Annotated in this window: 23 protein-coding genes; 8 read left to right on the forward strand and 15 right to left on the reverse strand. The window is 60.3% G+C overall.

The genetic code is table 11. The features are described from left to right. Positions 1–108: 108 nt before the first annotated feature. From SM765_RS17525 to SM765_RS17565, 9 genes are all read right to left on the reverse strand, one after another. Complete coding sequence (locus SM765_RS17525) at positions 109–927, reverse strand: MBL fold metallo-hydrolase (RefSeq protein ID WP_136340210.1); 819 nt, start codon at positions 925–927, stop codon at positions 109–111. 201 nt (positions 928–1,128) lie between these two features. Next, positions 1,129–1,695: a biotin transporter BioY gene (locus SM765_RS17530; RefSeq protein ID WP_136340106.1), complete on the reverse strand. Its 567-nt coding sequence runs from the start codon at positions 1,693–1,695 to the stop codon at positions 1,129–1,131. Between the two features lie 47 nt (positions 1,696–1,742). After that, on the reverse strand, positions 1,743–2,909 hold the full coding sequence (locus tag SM765_RS17535) for an acyl-CoA dehydrogenase family protein (protein ID WP_152467144.1): 1,167 nt from the start codon (positions 2,907–2,909) through the stop codon (positions 1,743–1,745). Further along, entirely contained in the window at positions 2,906–4,921 is a 2,016-nt protein-coding gene (locus SM765_RS17540; RefSeq protein WP_276155040.1) for an ATP-binding protein, read from the reverse strand. Before SM765_RS17540 ends, SM765_RS17535 begins: the two co-directional genes overlap by 4 nt. Then, positions 4,906–5,700: a crotonase/enoyl-CoA hydratase family protein gene (locus SM765_RS17545; RefSeq protein ID WP_028288551.1), complete on the reverse strand. Its 795-nt coding sequence runs from the start codon at positions 5,698–5,700 to the stop codon at positions 4,906–4,908. The genes SM765_RS17540 and SM765_RS17545 overlap by 16 nt, the downstream gene beginning before the upstream one ends. A 9-nt stretch (positions 5,701–5,709) precedes the next feature. After that, positions 5,710–7,308: an acyl-CoA carboxylase subunit beta gene (locus SM765_RS17550; RefSeq protein ID WP_043753606.1), complete on the reverse strand. Its 1,599-nt coding sequence runs from the start codon at positions 7,306–7,308 to the stop codon at positions 5,710–5,712. A 4-nt stretch (positions 7,309–7,312) separates the two neighbouring features. After that, positions 7,313–7,942, reverse strand: coding sequence for a TetR/AcrR family transcriptional regulator (locus SM765_RS17555; protein ID WP_197918523.1), 630 nt, complete (start codon positions 7,940–7,942; stop codon positions 7,313–7,315). 180 nt (positions 7,943–8,122) lie between these two features. Then, positions 8,123–8,953 (reverse strand): SDR family NAD(P)-dependent oxidoreductase, encoded by an 831-nt coding sequence (locus SM765_RS17560; RefSeq protein ID WP_027264429.1) that lies wholly within the window; start codon positions 8,951–8,953, stop codon positions 8,123–8,125. 24 nt (positions 8,954–8,977) lie between these two features. After that, positions 8,978–10,162: a lipid-transfer protein gene (locus SM765_RS17565; protein ID WP_152467141.1), complete on the reverse strand. Its 1,185-nt coding sequence runs from the start codon at positions 10,160–10,162 to the stop codon at positions 8,978–8,980. 253 nt (positions 10,163–10,415) lie between these two features. On the opposite strand from SM765_RS17565, the gene SM765_RS17570 reads away from it, so the two are divergent. Beyond that, positions 10,416–11,027 (forward strand): acyltransferase, encoded by a 612-nt coding sequence (locus SM765_RS17570; protein WP_043753615.1) that lies wholly within the window; start codon positions 10,416–10,418, stop codon positions 11,025–11,027. A gap of 111 nt (positions 11,028–11,138) precedes the next feature. Here SM765_RS17570 and SM765_RS17575 read toward each other — a convergent pair whose 3' ends face one another. Genes SM765_RS17575 through SM765_RS17595 form a run of 5 tightly spaced genes read right to left on the reverse strand, consistent with a single transcriptional unit; the run spans position 11,139 to position 17,340 of the window. Next, on the reverse strand, positions 11,139–12,746 hold the full coding sequence (locus SM765_RS17575; protein ID WP_043753618.1) for an acyl-CoA carboxylase subunit beta: 1,608 nt from the start codon (positions 12,744–12,746) through the stop codon (positions 11,139–11,141). A gap of 2 nt (positions 12,747–12,748) precedes the next feature. After that, positions 12,749–13,252: an acyl-CoA carboxylase biotin carboxyl carrier protein subunit gene (locus SM765_RS17580; RefSeq protein ID WP_232237131.1), complete on the reverse strand. Its 504-nt coding sequence runs from the start codon at positions 13,250–13,252 to the stop codon at positions 12,749–12,751. Next, positions 13,252–14,721 (reverse strand): acetyl-CoA carboxylase biotin carboxylase subunit, encoded by a 1,470-nt coding sequence (locus tag SM765_RS17585; protein ID WP_368981644.1) that lies wholly within the window; start codon positions 14,719–14,721, stop codon positions 13,252–13,254. Before SM765_RS17585 ends, SM765_RS17580 begins: the two co-directional genes overlap by 1 nt. 12 nt (positions 14,722–14,733) lie before the next feature. Further along, entirely contained in the window at positions 14,734–16,533 is a 1,800-nt protein-coding gene (locus SM765_RS17590; protein ID WP_152467139.1) for an acyclic terpene utilization AtuA family protein, read from the reverse strand. A 21-nt stretch (positions 16,534–16,554) separates the two neighbouring features. Beyond that, the gene (locus SM765_RS17595) at positions 16,555–17,340 is read right to left on the reverse strand and encodes an enoyl-CoA hydratase-related protein (protein WP_043753629.1); all 786 of its coding nucleotides are present in this window, start codon (positions 17,338–17,340) and stop codon (positions 16,555–16,557) included. A 138-nt stretch (positions 17,341–17,478) separates the two neighbouring features. Between SM765_RS17595 and SM765_RS17600 the strand changes: the two genes are divergently transcribed. Genes SM765_RS17600 through SM765_RS17625 form a run of 6 tightly spaced genes read left to right on the forward strand, consistent with a single transcriptional unit; the run spans position 17,479 to position 22,462 of the window. Next, positions 17,479–18,693, forward strand: coding sequence for an acyl-CoA dehydrogenase family protein (locus tag SM765_RS17600; RefSeq protein WP_152467198.1), 1,215 nt, complete (start codon positions 17,479–17,481; stop codon positions 18,691–18,693). Positions 18,694–18,706: 13 nt separating this feature from the next. Further along, positions 18,707–19,906: an acyl-CoA dehydrogenase family protein gene (locus SM765_RS17605; protein ID WP_152467138.1), complete on the forward strand. Its 1,200-nt coding sequence runs from the start codon at positions 18,707–18,709 to the stop codon at positions 19,904–19,906. A gap of 9 nt (positions 19,907–19,915) precedes the next feature. After that, positions 19,916–20,770: an SDR family NAD(P)-dependent oxidoreductase gene (locus tag SM765_RS17610; RefSeq protein ID WP_050685919.1), complete on the forward strand. Its 855-nt coding sequence runs from the start codon at positions 19,916–19,918 to the stop codon at positions 20,768–20,770. Beyond that, positions 20,763–21,566, forward strand: a complete 804-nt coding sequence (locus tag SM765_RS17615) for an enoyl-CoA hydratase-related protein (protein ID WP_050685917.1) — start codon at positions 20,763–20,765, stop codon at positions 21,564–21,566. Before SM765_RS17610 ends, SM765_RS17615 begins: the two co-directional genes overlap by 8 nt. Before the next feature lie 12 nt (positions 21,567–21,578). Next, a complete protein-coding gene (locus SM765_RS17620) occupies positions 21,579–22,061 on the forward strand; it encodes a PaaI family thioesterase (protein ID WP_050685915.1) in 483 nt (160 codons plus the stop codon). Beyond that, positions 22,061–22,462, forward strand: coding sequence for a PaaI family thioesterase (locus SM765_RS17625; RefSeq protein ID WP_050685913.1), 402 nt, complete (start codon positions 22,061–22,063; stop codon positions 22,460–22,462). Before SM765_RS17620 ends, SM765_RS17625 begins: the two co-directional genes overlap by 1 nt. Here the strand turns inward: SM765_RS17625 and SM765_RS17630 are convergent. After that, a complete protein-coding gene (locus SM765_RS17630) occupies positions 22,444–23,844 on the reverse strand; it encodes a TetR/AcrR family transcriptional regulator (protein WP_368981645.1) in 1,401 nt (466 codons plus the stop codon). The two genes, SM765_RS17625 and SM765_RS17630, sit on opposite strands and share 19 nt — an antisense overlap. An 88-nt stretch (positions 23,845–23,932) precedes the next feature. Between SM765_RS17630 and SM765_RS17635 the strand changes: the two genes are divergently transcribed. Beyond that, a complete protein-coding gene (locus SM765_RS17635; protein WP_152467136.1) occupies positions 23,933–24,694 on the forward strand; it encodes a glucose 1-dehydrogenase in 762 nt (253 codons plus the stop codon). Positions 24,695–24,707: the final 13 nt, after the last annotated feature.

A 24,707-nucleotide genomic window follows, 5' to 3' on the forward strand; every position in this document is an offset into this window, starting at 1 on the left:
CTCTGTGTGGGCCATGTCCGTTCTCCTTGCTTTTCAGCAAGATAGGGGATGTGTCGCAACCCAGTTTAGAATGTGCCCCGCGTACAGTATAAAGTCGCATAATGAAGTTTATGTTAATTTCCAGGCCTCGCCATCTTGTACCACCCGCGACTCAGACAACAGCTTCTCCAGATGCGCCGCAACGTTTCGTTCTGCGGCCATTGCGATATGTGGGTCGGTTTTCTGGTAGACGGAAGCGGCGATATTCTGGACCGAATCCGGGGTGTTTGAGAGGTGGGCGAGGATCTCCGCCTCGCGACGCATGCGGTTGGAAAGCAACCGTTTGACGTAAGGTTGCGGATCCCGGAGTATAGGTCCGTGCCCCGGAAAGTAGATCCTATCGTCGCGCTCAATCAGCCGCTGTAGCTGCGCGCAGTAGTCGTGCATGTTTCCGTCAGGGGGGCTGACGATCGAACTGTTCCAACTCATAACGTGGTCGCCCGTGAAGAGCACTCCGTCAGGTCTCGCGAAACAAAGGTGGTCGCTCGCGTGACCAGGTGTGTGCAGGACGGTAAGACCGGCAATGACCTGTCCGTCCTCCAGAAACCGGTCAGGTCGAAATGCATCGTCAGGGAATGCCCGTGAGGCATAAACAGGTGCGTCTGTCCGTGCTCGCAGGGCTGGGACGACTCCAAAATGATCAGAATGGTGGTGTGTGAGCAGAATCCCGGATGGTTTGGCCCCCAAATTTTTGATGATTGCCTCGAAATGTGTACTGTCTTCTGCTGGGCCGGGGTCGATTATGAACCGACCATCAGGCGTATCAATGATGTAGCTATTTGTCCCGTGGTAGGTCATCTTTCCGGGATTGTTCGCGACGATCCTCAGAATTCCAGGGGCCAATTCGACTCCCTTCGCGCGGCAAGGCTCCGGCTCTGAGAAAAACATGCTGCTTCTTTTCATTGTGTGCGACCAGGTATTGATTGCGAACAATTTGGTTCGCACAGTTTTGCGCATTGCTCTCGCATGGCGCCGGAAACCTCAGGCTGGCGTCCGGTGCCTGTCAAATCCGGCATCGGACCATTTCAACTTATATTGGACCAAGACCGTATGAGACTGAAACAGTCTGATACAGTCTTGGGCTGGCAGTCACACAGCGCGGCGATTATGGTAAGCAGTATACAGAACTACAGCAATTGTCGCCTTCGTCAGATCCCCGAGAAGGAACGGGTAAAGACCGGCGTTCAGCAACTTTTCGCCATAGCCGACAAAGCCACCCAACCAGAACAGCCCTGCGCAATACATGAGTATCGAGCCCAAAAAGACCGCGACAGATGCTCTGAATGAAGGCCAAAGTCCTTGCAGTGCTTGAACAACCCAACCGGCAGCCGCCGCTGCAAGTGCGAAGCCTATCAGGTATCCGCCTGTGGGACCCGCAATATACGCCAGTCCGGCCGGAGCCGGAGGCGTGCCTGCGAAGACCGGCAGGCCAAGCAGACCTTCAAAAAGGTATGTCACAACAACAAGACTACTGCGCACCGGCCCCAGGAAAAGGCCCAGACCCAAGACAACCAGGGTCTGTGTAGACATAGGTACGGGGTAGAACGGCACCACGATTTTGGCGGATAGTGCCAAAAGAATTGTGCCGACGAGTATTATCGAGATTTCTCGGGTCAGTCTTGCGACTGATTGGCTTTGAGTGGTTTCCAGATTCATCTTTTTCGTCCTTGTTTCTGAAGATTGTTATTTTTTGGATAGTAAGCTCACATGCGCTTGGCGACTTCTTCCAACATGACTTCGCTCGCCCCGCCGCCGATGGCCTGCACACGGGCATCGCGTGACATGCGTTCCACCGGTGTTTCGCGCATATAACCCATGCCGCCGTGAAACTGGACGCAGTCATAAAGCACGCTGTTCACCAGTTCGCCGCAATAGGCTTTGACCATTGAGACCTCTTTCACGCAGTCACCGCCCGCGGCATCCAGACCGGCGGCGTGATAGACCAGCTGACGTCCTGCCGCGATCCGCGTCTGACAGTCGGCCAGCCGTTGGCGCACGGCCTGCTTGTCCCACAGAACGCCGCCAAAGGCCCTGCGCTGCTTGACGTAATCCACGGTCATGTCCAGCGCGGTTTGCGCTTCGGCACAGGCCATCGCACCCAGGACGATGCGTTCGTTCTGGAAGTTCTTCATCACCGAATAGAAGCCGCGGTTGACCTCGCCCAGAACGTTTTCGGCCGGGATGCGGACATCTTCGAAGATCAGTTCGGCAGTGTCCGAGCACAGCCAGCCGGTCTTGTTCAACGCCCGTCCGACCGAAAAGCCCGGCGTGCCTTTTTCGACCGCAAACATGGTGATCCCGCGCGACCCCTTGGCATCGGGATCGGTCTTGGCGCCGACAAAGTAGAGATCGCCATGCACGCCGTTGGTGATGAACATCTTGGTGCCGTTCAGCACCCAATCCGACCCGTCCCGCACCGCGCGGGTGCGCATGCCGGCCACGTCCGAGCCCGCGCCCGGCTCGGTCACGGCGACGGCGGTGATCATTTCGCCAGAGGTGATCGACGGCATCCACCGCGCCTTCTGTTCGGGCGTGCCGGCGTTTTCCAGATGCGGCGAGGCCATGTCGGTGTGGACCAGAACCGTGGCCGAGAATCCGCCGAAGGTGGATCGCCCGACCTCTTCGGCCAAAACCACGCTGGACATCACGTCCAGCCCCGCGCCGCCATACTGTTCGTCATAGCGCATCCCCAGAACGCCGAGATCACCCATCCGGCGCAGCACGTCGCGGGGCACCATGCCCTCCTCCTCCCAGGGCTCGGCCTTGGCGGTCACCTCGGTTTCGATGAACCGGCGCAGCTGGTCGCGGATCAAGTTGAGGTCTTCGTTGAACGGGCCGGAGGCCGCGGTGATGTTGTCTTGTCTGGTCATGTGTTTTCCTCTGGATCGAGTTTGATAAGTGGGGCGTGCCCGGCAACCGTGTCGCCCGGTGCACAATAGATTTCCGTCACTACGCCCGCGACCGGCGCGGGCAGGCTTTGCAACAGCTTCATGGCCTCAAGCACCACAAGCGTGTCACCGGCTTTAACGCGGTCGCCGCGTGCGACACGCACCTCGGCAACGGCGCCGGGCATGGGTGCGGACAACAGGTCAGCGACGCCAGACCCGCCGGTGGCACGTTGCAGATGCTGGTCTTCCAGCGTGCGCAGGTCTGTCGCGGTCATTCCGGCAGGGGTTTGCAGGTGCACCCGCCAGTGACCCGGCGCGCGCGAGACATAGGCGGTGCGCGAAAACGGAACCCCGTCGATGCGTCCGCTCAGACGGCATCCTGTTAAGGCGGCACTCTCGACCGCGATGGTCTGGCCGTCCAGTTGTACGGCTGTCAACACCGACCCGGAGCCGTTTACGCGGATCGGGTCGTCTTTGGTCGTCTCCCAATAGGATGCTGCACCGGGCCACCCCGCAGGGGCCGTGAGCCGCCATGACCCCAGGCTTTCCCAGGGCGACGCGCCCGCCGGGGCGAGATGCAGATGCAGCGCCATCGCGGCAAGGGCCATGTCCCGGGGATCAGCGGACGGTTCAGTCCAGCCGCCTGGAAACATCTCGGGCAGGCCTGAGGTATGGTGCCGGAACGCCTCAAAATCCGGGTGTGTCAGCAACGCGCGCTGATAGGCCAGGTTCAGACCGACGCCACCGACTGCAAAGGCATCCATTGCGACAACCGCCCGGCGGATCGCACCGGCCCGATCCGGCGCGTGGACGATCAGCTTGGCAATCATCGAATCGTAATGGTGGCTGACGACCGAGCCTGCCTCGACCCCGGTATCGAGCCGCACGCCGGCGGGCGGAGCCCAAAGGCTGATCTCGCCCGTTTCGGGGCGGAAATTCTCGGCCGGGTTTTCGGCGGCGATGCGGATTTCAATGGCGTGCCCGTCAAACTGCACATCGCCTTGCGTCAGCGCCAGCGGCTCGCCCCGCGCGATGCGCAACTGCCATTCGACCAGATCGATGCCGGTGATCGCCTCGGTCACGGGGTGTTCCACCTGCAACCGGGTATTCATTTCCAGAAAGTAGTATTCACCGCGCCCGGGGTCATAGAGGTATTCCACCGTCCCGGCGGAGCGATAGCCGATCGCCTGCGCCAACCGCACCGCTGCCGCACGCATGCGGTCGCGCACAGCCTCGGGAAGATCGGCGGCGGGGGCTTCTTCGATCAGCTTTTGGTGGTTGCGTTGCAGCGAACAATCGCGGTCGCCCAGATGCAGCACGGTGCCGTGAGTGTCGCCCAGAACCTGCACTTCGACGTGGCGGGCACGGGGTGCATAGCGTTCGAGGAACACCGCCGGATCGTCGAAGGCGCTCTGCGCTTCGGCCCGGGCAGATGCAATCGCTTCGGGTGCGTCGCCCGGATCGGAGACCAGCCGCATCCCGCGTCCGCCGCCGCCGGCGCTGGCCTTGACCAGAAAGGGGGTGCCTAGCGCCTCGGCCTCTTGCAGCAGGCGCGCGTCGGACTGATCCTCGCCTCGATAGCCGGGCAGGACGGGCACGCCTGCGGCTTCGGCGGCAGCCTTGGCCTCGATCTTGGAGCCCATCCGCGCGATAGCGTCGGGTTCCGGCCCGATGAACACAAGGCCCGCCGCCTCGACCGCCGCCGCGAAACCGGCATTCTCAGACAGAAAACCATAGCCCGGGTGCACCGCACACGCGCCCGTCGCCCGCGCGGCCTCAAGGATGGCCTCGACGTTCAAATAACTGTCCGACGGGGCGGCCCCACCGATGCAGACGGCATGATCGGCCTCGGCCACGAAGGGCGCGTCGCGGTCCGCGTCCGAAAACACCGCTACGTTTTCCAGCCCCAGTTTGCGGCACCCGCGCTGGATGCGCCGGGCAATCTCGCCCCGGTTGGCGATCAGAACGCGGGTGAAGCTCATTTCACCCGCCATGACGGAACGCCCTTGTTGATGAAACTGTTGATGCCTTCGATACCTTCCTCAGTCTCCCACGCATCGGCCAGCCGGTCGGCGGTGTAGATCATGTTGGTCTCCAGATCGTGGGACGCGACATAGGCGATCAGCGCCTTGGTATCGGCCACGGCACCCGGCGCGGCCTGAAGGTGATCATGCACCACCCGGTTCACCGTGGCGTCCAGGTCGCCCGGCGCGACAACCTCGGTCAACAGACCGATCCGCTCGGCGCGGGCCGTGTCGAACAACGCCCCCGACAGCATGGTTTCACGCGAATGCACCTTGCCGATGCGGGCCACCACATAAGGCGATATATTCGCGGGCAGAAGGCCCAGTTTTACCTCGGTCAGACCGAAGCGCGCGCCTTCGGCGCCGATGGTGTAGTCGCAGACGGAGATCATGCCGACACCGCCACCGTAAGCCGGGCCGTTGATCCTCCCGATCAAGGGTTTGGGCAGCGTGTCAAGACGGCGCAACAGCCGCGCCAGCGTGGCGCTTTGTGCGACCCTTTCACTACGGGTTTTCTCGACATTAGAGGCGAACCAGTTGAAATCGCCGCCCGCGCAGAAGCTCTTGCCCGCGCCGGTCAGGACCACAATACGCACATCGTCATCTGCAGCCAGCTTTTCGGCGGCATCGTATAGCTCTGCGATCAATTCGCCATTCAGCGCATTGTGTTTGTCGGGGCGGTTGAGCGTCAGCGTGGCGACGCCACGCGCATCGGTTTCGATAAGGATCGTGTTGTAGGTATTGGTCAACTTGAAGCCTCACATTCTGAATACAGGCGTATGGCGACCGGCTTCGGGCACCGATGTCACGATGGCCAGACACAGGCCAAGGATATCGCGGGTTTGCGCGGGTTCGATCAGCCCGTCATCCCAAAGCCGCGAGGTGGCATAATAGGGATCGGACTGTTCACCGTACTGGGCCCGAACCTGCTCCTCGATCAGCTTCATGTCGGCCTCCATCTTGCCCGGGTCGCCCCCTTTCTGGCGGCGCAGTTCCAGCATCACATTTGTGGCGATGTCGGCAGACATGGTGGCCAGTTCCGCCGTGGGCCAGGCAAAGAGAAAATTCGGGGCGAAACCACGTCCGCACATGCCGTAGTTGCCTGCCCCGTATGAGCCGCCCAAGAGGACCGACAGGCGCGGCACCTTGGCAACCGACATGGCATAGACCAGCTTGGCGCTGTCTTTGGCAATGCCGCCGCGCTCGGCTTCGGTGCCGACCATGAAGCCCGAGATGTTGTGGAGGAACAAAAGCGGGATGTTGCGTTGATCGCACATCGACACGAATTGCGCGCCCTTGAGCGAACTGTCGGACACAAGCGCCCCATTATTTGCGAGAATGCCCACTCGATAGCCGTGAATCCGCGCGGTGCCGCAGACCAGCGTCTCACCCCATCCGGGCTTGAATTCGCGGAATTCGCCGGCGTCGATCATGCGCAGCAGAACCTCGCGCATGTCATAGGGCTGTTTGCGATCGGCGCTGATGACGCCAAGCAGTTCCTCTGGGTTGCGCGCCGGCGGCGCGCAGGTTGCATCGGGACCCATCGGGCGCGACAGGCCCAGTTCGGATACGATGTCGCGCATCAGAGCAAGCGCATGATACTCGTCCTCGGCCAGATGGTCAGACACACCGGAGACGCGCGAATGCATCTCGGCCCCCCCCAATGTTTCTCCATCAACCTCTTCGTTGATCGCCACCTTGACGATCGAGGGGCCGCCCAGATGGATGCGTGCGTTGCCGCGTACCATGATGACTTCGTCCGACAGGGCCGGGATATAGGCCCCACCGGCCGTGCAGCCTCCAAAGACCGCCGAGATCTGCGGCAGGCCGCTCGCGGACATGTTGGTTTGACGATAAAAGGAATTGCCGAAATGGCGGGCATCGGGGAAAACCCGGTCCTGCTCTGGCAGATAGGCACCGCCGCAATCCACCAGATAGAGGCAGGGCAGCCGGTTCTCGGCTGCGATTTCCTGGGCGCGGATGTGTTTCTGCACGGTTTCGTGATAGAAAGACCCACCCTTCACTGTCGCATCGTTGGCGATCACAACGCAGGGCAGCCCGTGGACGATCCCGATACCGGTCACGATCCCCGCACCGGGCACCTCGCCCCCGTATTGACCGTAGGCGGCAAGCGACGACAGCTCAAGAAACGCAGTGCCCGGATCCACCAGCAGGTCGATCCGTTCGCGGACCAACAGCTTGCCGCGCTTGCGATGCCGCGCGACCATATCGGGGCGGCCGCCAGCCGTTGCTTCGGCGATCCGCGCACGCAGCGTTTCGACGCGCTCGCTTTGTGCGGCGTGGTTGCGGGTGTAGGTCTCTGATGCGGTCAGCACCGCTGTTTCAAGACGTGCCATGAAGTCAGGTATCCTGTCTTTGGAGTATCCCGTTGAGGAACACATCGGCATAGGTGCGTGACAACGCATCGGCGCTACCGCGGTCCGGGTCGAACCAATCGAGCGTGGCGTTCAATGTACCGATCAGCATCAGGCGCAGGCGACGGATATCGACGTCTTGCTTCAGCGTGCCATCTTTCTTAAGCTGGGACAGAAGACTGTCCCACTCTGCCTCATAGGCCCTGCGCGTGGGCAAGTTGGCATCCCGGACGGATTGCGGCACCTGCCCGAAAATACGCACATTCGCCGATGTATAATCGCTCACATCAATAAGCGCGCGCAGATGCGCCCGGATCGCGGCGCGCAGTACCGTTTCGCCGTCGGCATCGGCCCGCAGGTCGGTGACGGCGTCTCTCATGCTCTCGTGAACGACTCGAATCCCTGCATCAAGAACGGCCGCGACGATCTCGTCCTTGGAACCGAAATGATAATATATGCTACCCGCCTTGATCCCGGCGGCCTCGGCAATTTTTCGGAGCGAAACGGACCCGTAGCCTTGTTCGCGGAAAAGCCGCGCGGCAATGTCCAGCACCCCATCCCGTCCAACCGCGCTGCGCGATGTCTCGTTGATTTTGATTGCCGTGTTTTGTGCCATATACTTTCGTATCGCCCCAACGCCTAACTAACGCCTGTTAGGTTAATAACGCAAATGAGTAAATCGTCGTGATCGTGCCGGACTAGAGTTTGCGGAAAATTCCGCATTGGCGACCGCCAAGAGGCCGCCCAGACATTAATGTGCTTGCCCGGACCCCGTCATCGGGTCCGGGCAAATGCCTTAGATCACGAAACCGCCACCGCAGATGACGTGCTGGCCTGAAATGAAGTTCGATTCCGGCGCACAGAACAGATAGACGGCACCGGCAGCTTCTTCCGGAGTGCCGACCCGGCCCAGCGGGATCATGCGCTCCATCTGGGACAGGAGATCGGGATTCACGCCGACCTTGATCTCTTTTTCTTCGACCTTGATCGTGCTGTCGCCATCCGCGCTGCCTTCGGTCAAGCGGGTGCGAATCGGGCCGAAGGCGACGGCGTTGACGTTGACCTTATAGCGGCCCCATTCCTTGGCCATCGTCCGGGTGACCCCTAGGATACCGGCCTTTGCGGCGGAATAGTTGATCTGGCCAGCATTGCCGCCGGTCCCTGCGATGGACGAGATGTTGACCACCTTGCGGAACACCTCTTGCCCGGCGGCGGCCTCTTCCTTGGCCTTGGCGCTGATCACCGGCTGGGCAGCGCGCAGGATCTTGAAAGGTGCCGTCAGGTGGACGTCGATGATCGCCTGCCACTGTTCGTCGGACATCTTCTGAACGACGCTATCCCAAGTGTAGCCTGCGTTGTTCACGATGATGTCTAACCCGCCAAAGCTGTCCACGCCGGTCTTGATGAACCGTTCGGCAAAACCGTCTTCGGTGACGCTGCCGGCACAGACCACGGCCTCAGCTCCCATTGCGCGCACCGCCTCGGCGGTTTCATTGGCCGGATCCGCATCCAGATCGTTGATCACCAGCCGGGCCCCTTCCGAGGCCAGTTTGAGAGCGATTTCGCGGCCAATGCCCCGGCCCGAGCCCGAGACCAGCGCCACGCGCCCGTCGAGTTTTCCAGTCATATTGATTCCTCCCGAAAGGCGCTATCAGGCTTTTTCATAAAGCGTGGTGACGCAGGCCCCGCCGAGGCCCAGATTGTGCTGAAGCGCCAGACGTGCGCCATCAACCTGGCGCGCATCTGCCTGGCCGCGAAGCTGCTGAACGAGCTCGGTACATTGCGCTAGGCCGGTCGCCCCAAGCGGATGGCCTTTGGACAAAAGACCGCCCGACGGGTTGGTCACGTATTTTCCGCCGTAGGTGTTGTCGCCATCATCAACGAATTTCGCCGCTTCGCCGCGACCGCAAAGGCCAAGCGCCTCATAGGTGATAAGCTCGTTGTGGGCGAAACAGTCGTGCAGTTCGACCACATCCACGTCCTCGGGCCCGATGCCCGCGTCCTCGTAAACCTGATCGGCGGCGCGCTTGGCCATCGAAAAGCCGACCACTTCGCGCATGTCATGGGCTTCGAAAGTTTCCGGTCCGTCTGTTGTCATGGCCTGCGCCGCGATCCGAACGGAACTGTCCAATCCGTGCTTGTCGGCGAATTCCTTGGAACAAATGATCGCCGCCGCCGCGCCACAGGTTGGCGGACAGGCCATGAGCTTGGTCATGACGCCGGGCCAGACGACCTGGGCGGCCATGACATCTTCCGCCGTCACCTCCTGCCGGAACAGGGCAACCGGATTCTTCGCAGCATGTCGGCTGGCCTTGGCGCGGATCTTGGCGAAGGTCTCGACGGGTGTGCCGAACTCGTCCATATGCGCCTTGCCCGCACCGCCAAAGTACCGCAGTGCCAGCGGGATTTCGGAACGGCCAACCAGATCGTCGGTTTCACTGTCGAATGCCGCAAACGGGCTGACCCGGTCATGGAACATCGCACCGATTGCGCCGGGCTGCATCTGTTCGAACCCAAGTGCCAGAGCACATTCGACCGCGCCGCTTTCAACTGCCTGCCTGGCCAGGAACAGGGCGGACGATCCGGTCGAGCAGTTGTTGTTCACATTCAGAACCGGGATGCCTGTCATTCCGACATGGTACAGGGCGCGCTGACCGCAGGTGCTGTCGCCATAGACATAGCCAACATAGGCCTGTTGGACTTTATCATAATCCAACCCCGCGTCTGCCAGAGCGGACCGGGTCGCAGCGGTCGCCATCACATCGTAGCTTTCGGATTTTCCCGGCTTCTGGAACGGGACCATCCCAACGCCTGCAACATAGGCTTTGTCTGTCATTTCTCTCTCTCCCAAGTTCGGTCAGGCCACCCTAATCGGTCCGCCAGCCTATTTTCTACCATTTGTTAGATTTTAAATCCCAACCTTGGGAAGTGTCAATATCGCCAAGCTGTGACGTAGGGAGCTTGCGCTATTTTCTAACTTGTGTTTGTTTTCGGGCCACACGCCCTGATCGGCGGCACAATTGAGGGATTCTGGTCCCGGCGCAACCGCTGACAAGCGTTTAGCACTCAGCTTACGAAAGGTGGTCGGAATGGCATACTGTTATGAGTTCAAGGGTTTTATACCCGTCGTGCCCGAGGATACATATGTCCACCCCCAGGCCGTTCTGATCGGAAATGTCATCTTGGGTCATGGATGCTACATCGGCCCCGGAGCAAGCTTGCGGGGCGATTTCGGCAGGATCGTGATCGGGGATGGAGCCAATGTTCAGGACAATTGCATCATCCATTCCTTTCCCGGCCGCGACGCCGTGGTGGAAAGCGACGGCCACATCGGCCATGGCGCGATCCTGCACGGTTGCACAGTGGGCCGGAACGCTCTGGTCGGAATGAATTCCGTCATTATGGATGGTGTAGAGCTTGGGGCGGAATCGATTGTCGGCGCGCAGGCGTTTGTGCGTGGCGAAACCGTGATTCCGCCGCGTTCGATGGTGGTGGGATCGCCGGCAAAGGTGATCCGCGAGGTCAGCGAGAAAGAAATCGCGTGGAAAACGCGCGGCACCGCGGAATACCAGCAACTTGCGCGCGACTGTCTGGCCGGATTGACGCCGGTCGAGCCGCTGAAGGCGGTCGAGGCAAACCGGCCCGGCATGGCGGCCTCTGACGTCGTCTCCATTCAGGAGGCGCGGCGGACATCGTCCTGACCGGTCCGGGAACCGGACCGGTCAGGACTACTTCAGATTCCGAAAGCACCAGATGGAAGCGCCTTGACGCGGAACGGCACTCCCCGACCCGGTGTGCCGTCCCTCAAGCCTTTACAGACGGAAGATCCCGTAGTGCGGATCGTCGATCGGTGCATTGAGCGAGGCAGAAATCGACATGCCAAGCGCGTTGCGTGTGTCCGCCGGATCGAGGATGCCGTCGTCCCACAATTCCGAGGTCGAGGTATAAGCCTCGACATCGCGCTTGTATTTTTCCAGCACCGGTTCGCGGATCGCGGCGATTTCTTCTTCGGTCAGCTCTTTGCCTTCGCGCTGAAGCTGCCGAATCTTGACGTCCGCCATGGTATTTGCGGCCTGATCCGCCCCCATCACGCCGATCTCGGCCTGGGGCCACATGAACAGCGTGCGCGCGTCCCAGGCCCGTCCGCACATCCCGTAGTTGCCGGCCCCGTAAGACGCATTGGCGATCACGGTAAACTTCGGCACGACCGAGCCGCCCTGCGCCATCAGCATCTTGGCGCCATCCTTGGCGATGCCTCGTTCTTCGTATTCGCGGCCCACCATATAGCCGGTGATGTTCTGGAAAAAGACCAGAGGCGTGCGGTTCTGGTTGCACAACTGCATGAAATGCGCTGCCTTGAGCGAACTGTCGTTGAACAGCACCCCGTTGTTGGCAAGGATGCCGACCTTGTAACCCCAGATATGGGCAAAGCCGCAAACCATCGTGGTGCCATAGTCGGGCTGGTATTCGTGAAAGCGCGAGCCATCGACGATCCGCGCCAGAACCTCGCGCATATCAAACTGGGTTTTCCGGTCCTTGGGGATGATCCCATAAAGCTCCTTGGGGTCGTAGTATGGCTCTTCAAAAGCGGCGGTTTCGATGATCGTTTTCGGGGTGCGCATCCATTGGCTGACAATCTCGCGCGCCAGTGAAAAGGCGTGTTGTTCGGTCGCGGCGCGATAGTCGCCGGTGCCCGATACCGAGGTGTGCATGACCGCGCCGCCAAGCTCCTGAACACCGACCTCTTCGCCGGTAGCCGCCTTGACCAGCGGGGGACCGCCAAGGAAAATCGCGCCTGTGCCTTCGATGATGATGTTGTAGTCGCTCAGCGTCGGCACATAGGCACCGCCAGCCGTGCAGTGTCCGCCGACCACGGCAATCTGCGGGATATTGGCCTGGCTCAGCTTGACCTGGTTGCGGAACACCCGCCCGCCCAGATACCGGTCGGGAAACACCCCGTGCTGCAGCGGCAGGAAACCGCCCGCGCTGTCGCAGATATGGATGACCGGCAGACGGTTTTCCAGCGCGACATCCAGAAGACGCACGACCTTTTTCACGGTATGCGGATACCAGGCACCGCCCTTGACGCTGGCATCATTGGCATGAATGGCGACCTCGCGGCCTTGCACGATGCCGATCCCCGTAACCACGCCTGCGCCGGGCACCACCCCGTCATATTCACGACAGGCCGCCAGGGTTGAAAATTCCAAAAACGGAGTGCCGGGGTCCAGCAGCAGTTTCAACCGCTCGCGCACGCCCAGTTTGTTCTGGCGGGCGAGGCGGTCGATATCGCGTTGCGGACGTTCGAAACGCGCCGCGTGCTGGCGAGCGTGGAATTCCTTCAGCCGTTCAGACATGGCGGCGAAATTTGCCTTGTAGTCGGCGGCATTGGTGTCGATCTGACTTTCAATTCTGCGCATGGTCACTCCTCCTCCGGAGCCAATTGGGCCAGGATGTCTTTCAGACCAAAACTGTCGCCTTCGGCGAATGGCATTTCGGCAACGACCCCGTCGCGCGGCGCCGTCAGTGTGGTTTCCAACTTCATGCTTTCGATCACCAGAAGTGGCTGGCCTTCTTCAACCGCATCGCCGGGTTTAACCGCAACTGACACCACGACACCCGGCATGGGCGCCACCAATCGGTCGTCGCTCGCGCCACCGTCGCTTCCGGCCAGGCGTTCGGCGGGATCAACCCGCCCGACTTCGTAGGTTCGCCCGTCCATGTGCACAAAAGTTGCTTCCGGCCCCACGGCCAGTCGCAATTCGCGCACAACACCCTTGGCCCGCAGCTTGTAACCGCCCGGCAGACCCGTCGGATCCAATTGGCAGGCAACAGCGCCAGTGGGGGTGTTGAGCACGAACCGGCTGCCATCATGACCCAGCCAGCAATCAGTCTCTTCTCCGTCGATCTGAAAAATCCGTTGCATCAGTTTCTCCACCCACCCATCTTGCGGTACATTTCCGGTATCTGCATTACGTCACTCACCAGGCGCTCGTCCGATAGGGCCGCCGCCGCTATCAGCAAGTCAGAGACATCTTCGCCCGGCGCGGTTAGCGTTTCGGATTGTTCAGCCAGGAAGCCAGTTGAAACGTCACCAGAGGCGAAATCCGGATGTGCAAGGATTGCATCCAGGTAACCGGTGTTGGTCGTTACCCCGAGAATCACATAGCTTTGCACCGCGCTCCGGGCACGGGCGATGGCCTGCGCGCGATCCGGGCCATGCACGATCAGCTTGGACAACATCGGGTCGAAGTCGGTCGTTACCTTGCCGCCATCCAGAATGCCGCTGTCTACGCGGATCCCCTCGCCCTGGGGTTCGTCCAGCAGCAGGATATTGCCGATCGCGGGGCGAAAATCGGCGGTCGCATCCTCGGCACAGATGCGCAGTTCGATCGAGTGTCCGGTTTGGGGAATATCCGCCTGCACGGCGCTCAGCCCGTCGCCCGCCGCGACACGCAGCTGCTCGGCAACCAGATCAAAGCCGGTTACCATCTCGGTCACCGGATGTTCGACCTGAAGGCGGGTGTTCATTTCCAGGAAATAAAAGGCCCCATCCTGTGCATAGATGAATTCGACAGTCCCTGCCCCGCGGTATTTGACGGCGCGGGCAATTCCGGCAGCGGTCTCGCAGATCTCATCCCGTTGCTCGGGGGTCAGCGCCGGTGACGGCGTTTCCTCGATAATCTTCTGGAACCGGCGCTGGATCGAACATTCACGTTCCCAGAAATGGACCACGTTGCCCTGTCCGTCGCCCATCACCTGCACCTCGATATGGCGCGGGCGTTCGATATAGCGTTCGACGAAAAGCCGCCCGTCGCCGAAATATCGTTCGCCTTCGCGGCGCGCGGTTTCGATTTCGGTCTCCAGCGTGCTGTCCTCGCGTACGACGCGCATGCCCTTGCCGCCACCGCCGGCCGAGGGCTTGATGAGCAGCGGATAGCCAACGGCGCGGGCGCGTTCGACAAAGCTCGCCGGATCATCATCCTCGATGGCCGAGGGGGCGACGGGAAACCCGCGTTCCTCGACGAAGGCGCGGGCGCGGACCTTGTCCCCCATCAGGTCGATGACCTCGGACGTCGGGCCGACAAAGGTCACTCCGGCTTTTTCCAGCGCCGCGACAAAACCGGCATTCTCTGACAGAAAGCCATAGCCGGGATGAACCGCGTCCGCGCCGATCCCTTTGGCGGCTTCGACGATCTGAGGAATATCGAGATAGGCGGCCACGGGCGTCGGGCCGTCGATCATCACGACCTCATCTGCGATCAGATGCGCCGGCCCCTCTTGCTCGGCGACATAACGCAACACGGCAGTCGCAAGCCCGCGGGCCTTAGCGGTGCGCAACACGCGCGCCGCGATCTCGCCCCGATTGGCGACCAGGAGTTTCGAAATGGTCATGGTGTCGTCCTCTTAGTTCCGGGCCGCGGCATTCAGTCCGTCACGTGCGGCCAGATCGGCTGGCACGGGAATTTCGATATCAAGCAGCATCTGCGCGAACCCTTTGCCCTGCGGGTCTATGCGGACCGAGGCGATGCCGCCACCGCCAAGCGATTCATGCAACAGGAAATTCAGCGAATGGCTTCCAGGCAAGTCGAACCGTTCTACCCTGCCGTCGCAGACATGGGCGAAATAGTCCTTCACCACCTCTTCGCTGAGAGCCGAGCGGATATATGGTAGGTAGTCCGGCTTGCGCGCGAGGATGCCGATATTGGCGATGTCCCCCTTGTCGCCCGAGCGGCCCCAGGCCAAATCGACGAGGCGGACCTTGACAACGTCCGGACCGGGCTCGCGGCTATCTGCGGGCGGTGCGGCAGGCGGATCAAGGTGGACTGGCGTAGTGGCCACGCTCACGGGCACATCCTTGCCGTCGACCTCGACCGCGACGGGGGTTTCGGCCTTGCTCTGAAGGAAGGAAAATAGACGGACCACCGGCTGCACCTTTGGCCGTCCGGCGAAGAACCCGGTCAGACCCTGCGCGGTCGAAATCGCCATCGGTGCGATTTCGCCGGCAAAGATGTTCAGCGCGGCGCGATCGTCATGGACCGCGCCGATCTTGAGCACCACCTCGCGGGTCCGGGCGCGCGCATTTGCGCCGTAGGCCGCCTCGGCCCCCAGCACCTCGACGCTGACCTGCCGGAAATCTCCCATGTTGCGGTCGCGGAAAATCCGGCGACAGCGGGTCAGGATCGCCTCGGCCACACGTTCGGCCTTGGCGGGTGCGTCAATCGCGGCCAGTGTCAGGGTAGAGACCGCGCGCCAGCCATCGGCATGGGTCGCCGACACCTTGTAGCTGTCGGTGCGCCCAAGCCCCCTGCCGCCCTTGACCAGCACCCGGTCGGGTCCGACCTGTTCCAGGGTGACCCCGGACCAGTCGCAGATCACGTCGGGCAACAGGTAGGCGCGCGGGTCCCCGATTTCATAGAGCATCTGCTCTCCGACTGACCCGGGCACGACCAGCCCGCCGGTGTCAGGCGTCTTGGTCATGATGAAACTGCCGTCTTCGGACACCTCGACGATGGGCATGCCCATATTGTCCCAACCCGGCACGTCCTGCCAGTCGGTGAAGTTGCCGCCGGTTCCCTGGGGGCCGCATTCGATCAGGTGGCCGGCCAGCGATCCCTGGCTGAGCTTGTCCCAGTCATCGTCGCCCCAACCGTATTCATGCATCAGGGGACCAAGCGCGACCGCGCTGTCGGCGCAGCGTCCGGTGATCACGATGTCGGCCCCGGCATCCAGCGCGGCAGCGATGGGGCGGGCACCCAGATAGGCATTCATGCTCCAGATATCATCTGGAAATGCGACACCCGAGAACATTTCCGTCTGACCGTTTTTGCGAATTTCATCGGCCCTGGGCAACAGGTCATCGCCTAGCACGACTCCGACGGACAGATCGATCCCGGCCTGGGCGGCGGCTTTGGCAAGCGCATCGCTGCAGCCACGCGGGTTCACGCCCCCTGCATTGGCAACGACCTTGATCCCTTTTGCCTTGATATCCGACAACCAGGGTGCCAGCGCCTTGACGAAGTCCGGCGCATAGCCCGACTCGGGCGCTTTGGCGCGGGCCCGCGCCATCAGCGACATTGTCACCTCTGCCAGATAGTCAAACACCAGATAGTCGATCTCGCCCTTTGAGACCAGTTGACCGATCGCTTCCGGCGTATCGCCCCAGAAACCCGACGCGCATCCGATGCGCAGCTTTCGTTCCGACATATTCCTCTCCTCCCCGTTTGATCAGCGGCCCGTCCATTCGGGTTTGCGCTTCTCAATAAAGGCATCAAAGCCTTCGCGCGCGTCTTCGGTCTGCGCCACACGCGGTAACAGTGTTTCTGCAAACCGCATCTGCTGCGGATAGGTCATGTCCTCCATCGCGTGACAGGCGTATTTTCCCAGCCGGATCGCGCTCGGCGACTGCGCGGCGATCTGGGCAACCAGTTCTGCAACCTTGTCGTCCAGCCCCGCGGCATCGGTCACATAGTTGACCAGATTGAACTGCAGGGCTTCCTCGGCCGTCAGAGGAACGCCGGTGATGAACATCTCCATCAGCCTCCGCCGGGGCAGCACGCGCATCATGGGTGGCACGATCGTCATGGGAAACAGACCCACCTTCACTTCCGGCGTTCCGATGCGAGCATGATCCGCCATCACAGCCAGATCGCAGGCACAGATGATGCCCGCTCCTGCCCCCATAGCGACGCCATTGATGCGCGCGATCGTTGGCTTTCGGCACGCCTGTATCGTCTCGAACAACCTTCCGGCAAAATGATCCGGGTCCGCCGGATCCTGAACAAACGGGCCGCCATCCGCCCCCGCCTTGATGTCGCCCCCGGCACAGAAGGCGCGCTCGCCCTCGCCGGTCAGAACGATCACGCGGCAATCGCTGTCCCTCTCGGCAGCACATATGGCGGCCATGATCCCGTCTGCGACCTCACGGTTGAGGGCATTTCGATTGTCAGGACGTCGAATCGTGATACGCACTTCTTTGCCGAGCGCCTGCGATTGAACAACGCTCTCAGTCATTTCCGAAGCTCCCCCCCCTCTGTATTGCAGGACACCGCGCTTTCTTACGTCAGGTCGTCAAAAGCTTGGCTTGATCTATTTTCTAACATATGTTTGATTTTGGTCAACACGGCGGACGACATTTTTCGGGAGGATGATATGACCACTCAAAGTGAGGCCATCTCGGCTGATCTGGAAGCCATCAGGGCGAACTATTCTTTGACTGATGAGCAACGGCAGATCGTCGATCACGTGGATCGGGTGTCGCGCGAGGTGCTACACCCACTGCAAGCGCGTATGGATGACGAGGAATGGTGGCCCGATGATCTGTTCAAGCAGATGGGCGAGCTGGGCCTGCTGGGGATTACCGCACCCGAAGAGCTTGGCGGATCGGGACAGAACGAGTTCACCCAGGCGCTGGTGTCCGAGGTGATTTCGAAGTGGAATCCGGCTGTGGGCCTCTCACACGGGGCGCATGACAACCTGTGCCTGAATAACCTGCTGCGCAATGGATCCGAAGAGCATGTGAAGAAATACGTGCCGGGCCTTTGCTCGGGCGAGCTGGTTGGTGCTTTGGGCCTGACCGAACCGGGTGCGGGATCCGATGCGCTCGGATCCATGGCCACAACTGCCCGCCGCGACGGTGATGATTATGTCATCAACGGCTCGAAGATTTACATCACCAACGGCCCCATTGCCGATGTGATCCTGCTTTATGCCAAAACCGACAAGTCGAAGGGCGCCAAGGGCATTTCTGCTTTCATCATCGAGACGGACAATCCCGGTTTCAAGGTGGCGCAAAAGCTTGACAAGATGGGCTTTCGCGGCTCGCCAACCGGAGAACTGGTGTTTGAGGATTGCCGCGTACCCGCATCCGCCATGGTTGGACCGGAAAACACCGGCGTTTCGGTGGTAATGAGCGGGTTGGATCTGGAGCGTGCTATGGTTGCCTCAGTCTGCGTTGGCATGGCCGAACGCGCCCTGGAACTAGGGCTGGAATACGCCAAGATTCGCGAACAATTCGGCAAACCGATTGCAAGTTTCCAGATGATGCAGTCGAAACTGGCCGAGATCTACACCGAGGTCGAAACCGCGCGCGCATTCGGTTATCGGGCACTGGCCGCCTGTACGGGCCTACCAAAAGGGGCCGGGGGCCGTGGCGAAATCCACAAACTGACCGCGGCGGCCTGTCTTTACGCAGGCGAGGCATTCAACAAGGCGGTGACCGAAGCCTGTCATATTCATGGTGGCTCTGGCTACATGCAGGACACCGAGATCAACCGGCTGTTCCGCGCCAACAAATTGTTGGAGATCGGCGCGGGAACAAGCGAAGTCCGCAAGATCATCATTGCCGAAGAACTTTTGCGCGCCTGAGGGGGACGAGACAATGAACAAGCAACTGCGCAACGACACCGCTCTGCCAACACATTTCATGACGGACGAACAGCAGGCCCTGGCCGATCAGGCCGGCAAGTTCTTCATGTCCGAATTCCACCATCTGAATGCGGAAATGGACGATACTGATGACCTGCCGTCTTCGGTTTTCCCCAAGCTGGGCGAAATGGGCTACCTGGGACTGAACGTGCCGACGGAATTCGGCGGTGCCGGGCTCGATTTTACCTCGGCCTGTATCATCACCGAGGAAATGTCGCGCGCCTCGGCGGCCATCGGACTGACCCATGTGGCGCACGACAACCTCTGCGTCAATAATATCTATCGCAACGCCAATGACGAGTTGCGCCGAAAATACCTGCCAGGTCTGTGCGACGGCACGCTGGTGGGTGCCCTGGGTCTGACCGAACCCGGCGCGGGGTCTGATGCGCTTGGCTCGATGCGGACCACGGCCAAAAAGGATGGCGACGACTACATCCTGAACGGCGCCAAGATCTACATCACCAATGGGCCGATTGCCGATCTGGTGCTGGTCTATGCCAAGACATCGCCCGAAAAAGGGGCCAAGGGCATTTCCGCCTTTATCGTGGAAACCGACACGCCCGGTTTCAAGGTGGCGCAGAAGCTGAACAAGATGGGATTCCGGGGCTCGCCGACGGGCGAACTGGTATTCGAAGATTGCCGTGTTCCGGCCAGAAACATGGTCGGCAAGCTGGATGGCGGGGTTGCCGTTACCATGTCCGGACTTGATCTGGAACGTGCCATCGTCTGTTTCAACGCTCTGGGCATTGCGCAGCGGGCGCTGGATATTTCCATCGATTACGCCAAGACACGCCAGCAATTCGGCAAACCGATCGCCAGTTTTCAGATGGTTCAGGCGATGCTGGCCGACATGTATACGCAGATCGAGGCCGCGCGCAGCCTGTCCTTGCGCACCGCTGCCATGTGTGAAGGCCTCGAAGAGGGCGAAGGCGGGCGCGGCGAAATCCACAAGCTCACCGCTGCGGCGATCTACAAGGCCGCTGAGGCGACATCCTTCGTGCTGGACAAAGCTGTCCAGATTCACGGCGGCTCGGGTTACATGCGTGATACAGAAGTGAACCGGCTGTACCGGACCGGTCGCGTGCTTGAGGTCGGCGCAGGCACCCAGGAGGTTCGCAAACTCATCATCTCTGGCGAATTGCTGAAGAACTAGGGGCGGAACATGAACGAAGCGAAATCAAGGCGTTACGCGTCGGATCTCATGGCGGGCCAGGTTGCCCTGGTCACGGGGTCCGGATCTGGAATGGGCCGGGCGACGGCGATCGAAATGGCCGCTTGCGGGGCCAGGCTTGCGCTGTTCGCGCGCCGCGAAGAACCGCTGGAAGAGACCGCCGAAATGATCCGGGCGGCGGGGGGCGAGGCCTTTGTCGTGCCCGGAGACACCCGCGACGAAGACAGTATCGAAGCTGCGATGGGGCGGATCAAGGAGCACTATGGGCAGTTGGATGTTTTGGTGAACAATGCCGGCGGCCAGTATATCGCGGCCGCCCGCGATATCACCAACAAGGGCTTCGAAGCCGTGATCCGCAACAACCTGATCGGGTCTTGGCAGATGACCCGGGCAGCGGCGGATCACTTCATGTACGACAATGGTGGATCGGTTGTGTTTGTCACCGCCATCTCGGCGCGCACCGCGCTTACCGGCTTTACACACACCGTCGCCGCCCGCGCCGGTGTGACGGGCATGATGAAAACGCTGGCCGCCGAATGGGGCGAATACGGCATCCGGCTGAACTGTGTCGCGCCGGGCACGATCAAGACCGATGCGCTTGGCCGCTATCCGATTCCGCCGGAACAGTGGAAAAAGCTGAACCGCTCGGTGCTAAACCGGATGGGGGCGGCCGAGGACATCTCAGGCACGATCATTTTCCTGGCCTCGAAACTTGGCGGTTTCATCACCGGAGAAGACATTTATGTAGACGGCGGTGAGACCTTGCATATGGGTCATGACGCGCGGGACATGATCAACCCCGCGATGTTCGAGAAACGCGAACGGGGAGATGGCAAGAATGAGTAAACACCCAGTCCTTCTGGAGATGTCCGACAGGATCGCCACGGTTACGCTGAACGATCCCGAGCGGCGCAACCCGGTCACCGGAAACGACATGATCGCTGCTCTTCTGGAGACCTTCGCCAAGGTGCAGGCAGACCCGCAGGTCAGCGTCATGATCCTGACCGGCGCCGACCCGGCCTTTTGTGCCGGCGGCGACATCAAGGAAATGAACGATTCCGACAGCGTGTTCCGCAAGGAGCCGCTGGCGGCGGCGCAGAGCTATGTTGATGGGGTGCAGCGGCTGCCGCTTGCGCTCTACAACATGGATATTCCGACCATCGCCGCAGTCAACGGCCCGGCGGTGGGCGCGGGGTGCGACCTGACCATGATGTGCGACATGCGCATCGCGTCCGAAAAAGCAAGGTTCGGCGAGGTGTTTCTGAATCTCGGAATCATTCCGGGCGATGCGGGCAGCTGGTTCCTGTTGCGTCGTCTGGGCCACCAGAAGGCCGCCGATCTGACCTTCTCAGGGCGCATGGTCGAGGCCAAGGAAGCGCTGGAGCTTGGCATGGTGCTTGAGCTGGTGCCTCATGAAAAATTGATGGCACGGGCCCGTGAACGGGCCGCCGTCATCGCAGCGAAACCACCGCGTGCGGTGCGCGTCGCCAAGCGTCTGATGCGCAATGCCGAACGGATGGATCTACCGGATTTCCTGAATTCTGCGGCGGCCTATCAGGCGCTCATGCATCAGACCGAAGACCATCACGAGGCGGTTGCTGCGTTCATCGAGAAACGAAAACCCAACTTCACAGGGCGCTAATGGAAGAATTGCATGTCTGATATCTCCAAAAAGAAAATGGAGCAAATCGCGCAGATGTGGAATGCGCGCGGCAAGGGTCTGATTACGCATATGGCGCTTGAGATCGAAGAGGTCTCGACCGAAGGCGTTCGCGTTCGGATGCCGTTCAATCCGGACTTTTGCGCCGATGCGGAACAAACGCTGCTCCATGGTGGTATCCTGACGGCGCTTCTGGACAGTGTCTTTGGATTGGCTAACTTTGTCGCCATCGAAGGCGTCAGTACCATGGCCACTCTTGATCTGAGAGTTGATTACCTGCGCCCTGCTCGTTCGCGCGCGGATGTCATCGTTCAAGCGCATTGTTTTCGCCAGACCCGCCACATCGCCTTCAATTCCGGCAGCGTCTGGTTCGAGGGCCATGATAATGCTGAAATCGCCCGTGGAACCGCCTCGTTTGCATTGACGCGTGGGGAAACCAGCCTGTTTGAAGCGATGACCAAAGGAAAAGCCTCGTGATGGATTTGCAAACTGTCAATGCCCACGTATCCCGGGTGCCGTTTTTCCGATTTCTCAACTTTGAGGTCCAAAGCTTGGATAGCCTCCATGCCGAAGCGGAAATGACCTTTGATGACCGCCATATCGGGAACCCGATCATGGAGTACTACCATGGCGGCATAATCGCGAGTTTTATGGAGGCCACTGCCGCCGTCGCGGTACAGCCCGATTTCGCCGACGTTCCGGCCAAGCCGATCAACCTGACCGTCGATTACCTCAGACCCGGTGTGAAGGGACCGCTTTTTGCGCGCGCAAACGTCACGCGCAAGGGCAAGCGGATGGCAAGCGTCAGCGTGCTCAGCTGGCAGACGGATCGGGAAAAGGCGGTTGCCGAAGGGCTGTATCACTTCCTTCTGGTCTGACCGGGGCAACCGCTTTCTGGGCTACCTTGTCCTGTGGACGGGGCCGCTTCCCGGTTACAAATTCCTTCCAGTAACAGATTGATGAGCATGCTGGAGAATTCAGGCAGTGATAGATATCCTTCCACTCCTGCCTTGTTCGGGTCGAACCATTCCACCGTCCAGTTCAAAGCGCCCAACATCACCTGGCGCAAGGGGACGATCTTGATATCCGACCGTATGGCACCGTCGTCCTGAGCTTCACGGAGTATCCGATCCCAGAGTTTTCCATATTCATGGCGAATACCCCTGTGCCTCTCCCTGAAATGATTGGGGAGCATTCCATAGCTTCTGATATTCGCCGAGGTGAATTCGCTTGCCTTGAAGAGGAAATCCAGGTGCGCCCAGATTGCAGTCGCTATCCTGGCGTGATGATCGTACGGGGCATCGAATTTCCGAACGGCGGCTTCGACACCTGATAGCAAGTCTCTCAGTCCGGCGTTTAGAACTTCGTCAACGATCGCTTCTTTGGAGTTGAAATGGTAATAGACGCTTCCCGCTTTCATGTCCGCTTCTTCCGCGATCTTTCTCAGCGTGGTCGCCTTGTAGCCATTGTCCCTCAGAACGCGCGCTGCGGCCTTTAGAATTTCTGCACGGGTCTTAGCCGCCTTGCCGTCGGGATCCGGGGTTTTGGCGGGAGTGGCGGGGCACAGCTTCAAGCCTTCGGTACCCGCCTTGCGATGTGGACACATTCCGTCAAGTATCAGCTTACACATTCGTTCCGCGAGGATGCGCACCGGATACTTGTCGACATCGTACCATTCTACGGTCCAGTTCATGGCACTTAGGATGAACTGGCGGATCACAGCAGTGGATATGTCGCTTCGAAGGTGGCCGGCGCGTTTGGCGTCATTCAGGAATTTGCCCCAGGCACCCGCATATGATGCACGCAATTCGCGATGCGGGGCGCGTGTTTCGTCCGACAACATCGGATAGTTCCGAATATTGGCTGACGTAAAGTCGCTGTCGGTCAATAGGTAGGCAAGGTGTGTTTCAATCAGCAGTCCGAAAGTCTTGCGAAAATCCTCCGAACTTGTCGGTGCCGACCGAACGATTTCACTGACCGCCTGATATAGTTGACGGACGCCAAGATCGAGAACTTCGCTCAGAATCTGGTCCTTGGATTGAAAATGATAATAAATGCTGCCGGCCTCAATGCCAGCTTCCTGCGCGATGTCGCGCATAGTCGTTGCGTGATAGCCTTCATACCGAAAAAGTCGCGCAGCCGCCGAAAGGATACCCTCACGTGTCCTCTCAGACTTGCTCAAGTCTTCGCTCAGTGTCCTGGGGGGGTCAGTCTTGTGTACCATTTCATTTCGATACTTGCGGGACACGAGACTGTCCATTGCATTAAATCTAACAAATGTTAGAATAATCCAAGGAACGTTCCGAATCAAGTTCTTGACAAAGGTTTATCGGAAGAGGAGGACCTCCATGCGAGGGTTGAGTGGAAAACGGGTCATTGTGACCGGCGGTGGAAGCGGCATTGGCCGCGCAGTTTGCGAACGGTTCGGCGAAGAGGGCGCCGAAGTTGCCGTTTTCGATCTGAACAAGGATGGGGCGGAGGAAACTGTCCGACTGATCACCGAGGCTGGCGGGAAGGCGCAGGCCTTCAAGGTAGATATCACCGACCGTAGTCAAGTCGACACGGCGGTGGCCGAGTTCGAATCCGGCGGCCCGATTGATGTGCTGGTGAACAACGCCGGCTGGGACGTCAGCAGAATGTTTCTCGACACCGATGCCGATCTTTGGAAAAAGGTTATCGACATCAATCTTTACGGCCCGCTCAACATGCATCACGCGGTGCTTCCGGGCATGGTCAAGAGCGGCGGCGGTCGCGTGGTTAACATCGCCTCTGACGCTGGTCGTGTCGGGTCATCCGGCGAGGCGGTTTATTCAGCCTGCAAGGGCGGCATCATTTCGTTCACGAAGACCGTGGCGCGCGAGCTGGCGCGCAAAGGTATACAATTGAATGCGGTCGCCCCGGGACCGACCGACACACCTCTGTTCGCTCAATTTGCCGAGGGCGAGGCAGGTCAAAAGATCGCCGAAGGTCTCAAGCGGGCGATTCCGATGAAGCGCCTGGCGCAGCCGACGGATTACCCTGGCATCATCTGCTTCCTGTCGTCGGACGACGCAGGGTTCATTACCGGCCAGGTGATTTCGGTTTCGGGCGGCTTGTCCATGCACGGTTGAAGCCATGACAGCA

Origin of the sequence: Pseudophaeobacter sp. 1A09344 (assembly GCF_041008745.1) — a bacterium.
Lineage (GTDB): Bacteria > Pseudomonadota > Alphaproteobacteria > Rhodobacterales > Rhodobacteraceae > Phycobacter > Phycobacter gallaeciensis_A.

Excerpts from the sequence above, each read along its gene's own strand:
- SM765_RS17525 (WP_136340210.1), bottom strand. The coding sequence starts at position 927 with ATGTTTTTCTCAGAGCCGGAGCCTTGCCGCGCGAAGGGAGTCGAATTG.
- SM765_RS17530 (WP_136340106.1), bottom strand. The coding sequence starts at position 1,695 with ATGAATCTGGAAACCACTCAAAGCCAATCAGTCGCAAGACTGACCCGA.
- SM765_RS17535 (WP_152467144.1), bottom strand. The coding sequence starts at position 2,909 with ATGACCAGACAAGACAACATCACCGCGGCCTCCGGCCCGTTCAACGAA.
- SM765_RS17540 (WP_276155040.1), bottom strand. The coding sequence starts at position 4,921 with ATGGCGGGTGAAATGAGCTTCACCCGCGTTCTGATCGCCAACCGGGGC.
- SM765_RS17550 (WP_043753606.1), bottom strand. The coding sequence starts at position 7,308 with ATGGCACGTCTTGAAACAGCGGTGCTGACCGCATCAGAGACCTACACC.
- SM765_RS17555 (WP_197918523.1), bottom strand. The coding sequence starts at position 7,942 with ATGGCACAAAACACGGCAATCAAAATCAACGAGACATCGCGCAGCGCG.
- SM765_RS17560 (WP_027264429.1), bottom strand. The coding sequence starts at position 8,953 with ATGACTGGAAAACTCGACGGGCGCGTGGCGCTGGTCTCGGGCTCGGGC.
- SM765_RS17565 (WP_152467141.1), bottom strand. The coding sequence starts at position 10,162 with ATGACAGACAAAGCCTATGTTGCAGGCGTTGGGATGGTCCCGTTCCAG.
- SM765_RS17570 (WP_043753615.1), top strand. The coding sequence starts at position 10,416 with ATGGCATACTGTTATGAGTTCAAGGGTTTTATACCCGTCGTGCCCGAG.
- SM765_RS17575 (WP_043753618.1), bottom strand. The coding sequence starts at position 12,746 with ATGCGCAGAATTGAAAGTCAGATCGACACCAATGCCGCCGACTACAAG.
- SM765_RS17580 (WP_232237131.1), bottom strand. The coding sequence starts at position 13,252 with ATGCAACGGATTTTTCAGATCGACGGAGAAGAGACTGATTGCTGGCTG.
- SM765_RS17585 (WP_368981644.1), bottom strand. The coding sequence starts at position 14,721 with ATGACCATTTCGAAACTCCTGGTCGCCAATCGGGGCGAGATCGCGGCG.
- SM765_RS17590 (WP_152467139.1), bottom strand. The coding sequence starts at position 16,533 with ATGTCGGAACGAAAGCTGCGCATCGGATGCGCGTCGGGTTTCTGGGGC.
- SM765_RS17595 (WP_043753629.1), bottom strand. The coding sequence starts at position 17,340 with ATGACTGAGAGCGTTGTTCAATCGCAGGCGCTCGGCAAAGAAGTGCGT.
- SM765_RS17600 (WP_152467198.1), top strand. The coding sequence starts at position 17,479 with ATGACCACTCAAAGTGAGGCCATCTCGGCTGATCTGGAAGCCATCAGG.
- SM765_RS17605 (WP_152467138.1), top strand. The coding sequence starts at position 18,707 with ATGAACAAGCAACTGCGCAACGACACCGCTCTGCCAACACATTTCATG.
- SM765_RS17610 (WP_050685919.1), top strand. The coding sequence starts at position 19,916 with ATGAACGAAGCGAAATCAAGGCGTTACGCGTCGGATCTCATGGCGGGC.
- SM765_RS17615 (WP_050685917.1), top strand. The coding sequence starts at position 20,763 with ATGAGTAAACACCCAGTCCTTCTGGAGATGTCCGACAGGATCGCCACG.
- SM765_RS17620 (WP_050685915.1), top strand. The coding sequence starts at position 21,579 with ATGTCTGATATCTCCAAAAAGAAAATGGAGCAAATCGCGCAGATGTGG.
- SM765_RS17625 (WP_050685913.1), top strand. The coding sequence starts at position 22,061 with ATGGATTTGCAAACTGTCAATGCCCACGTATCCCGGGTGCCGTTTTTC.
- SM765_RS17630 (WP_368981645.1), bottom strand. The coding sequence starts at position 23,844 with ATGGACAGTCTCGTGTCCCGCAAGTATCGAAATGAAATGGTACACAAG.
- SM765_RS17635 (WP_152467136.1), top strand. The coding sequence starts at position 23,933 with ATGCGAGGGTTGAGTGGAAAACGGGTCATTGTGACCGGCGGTGGAAGC.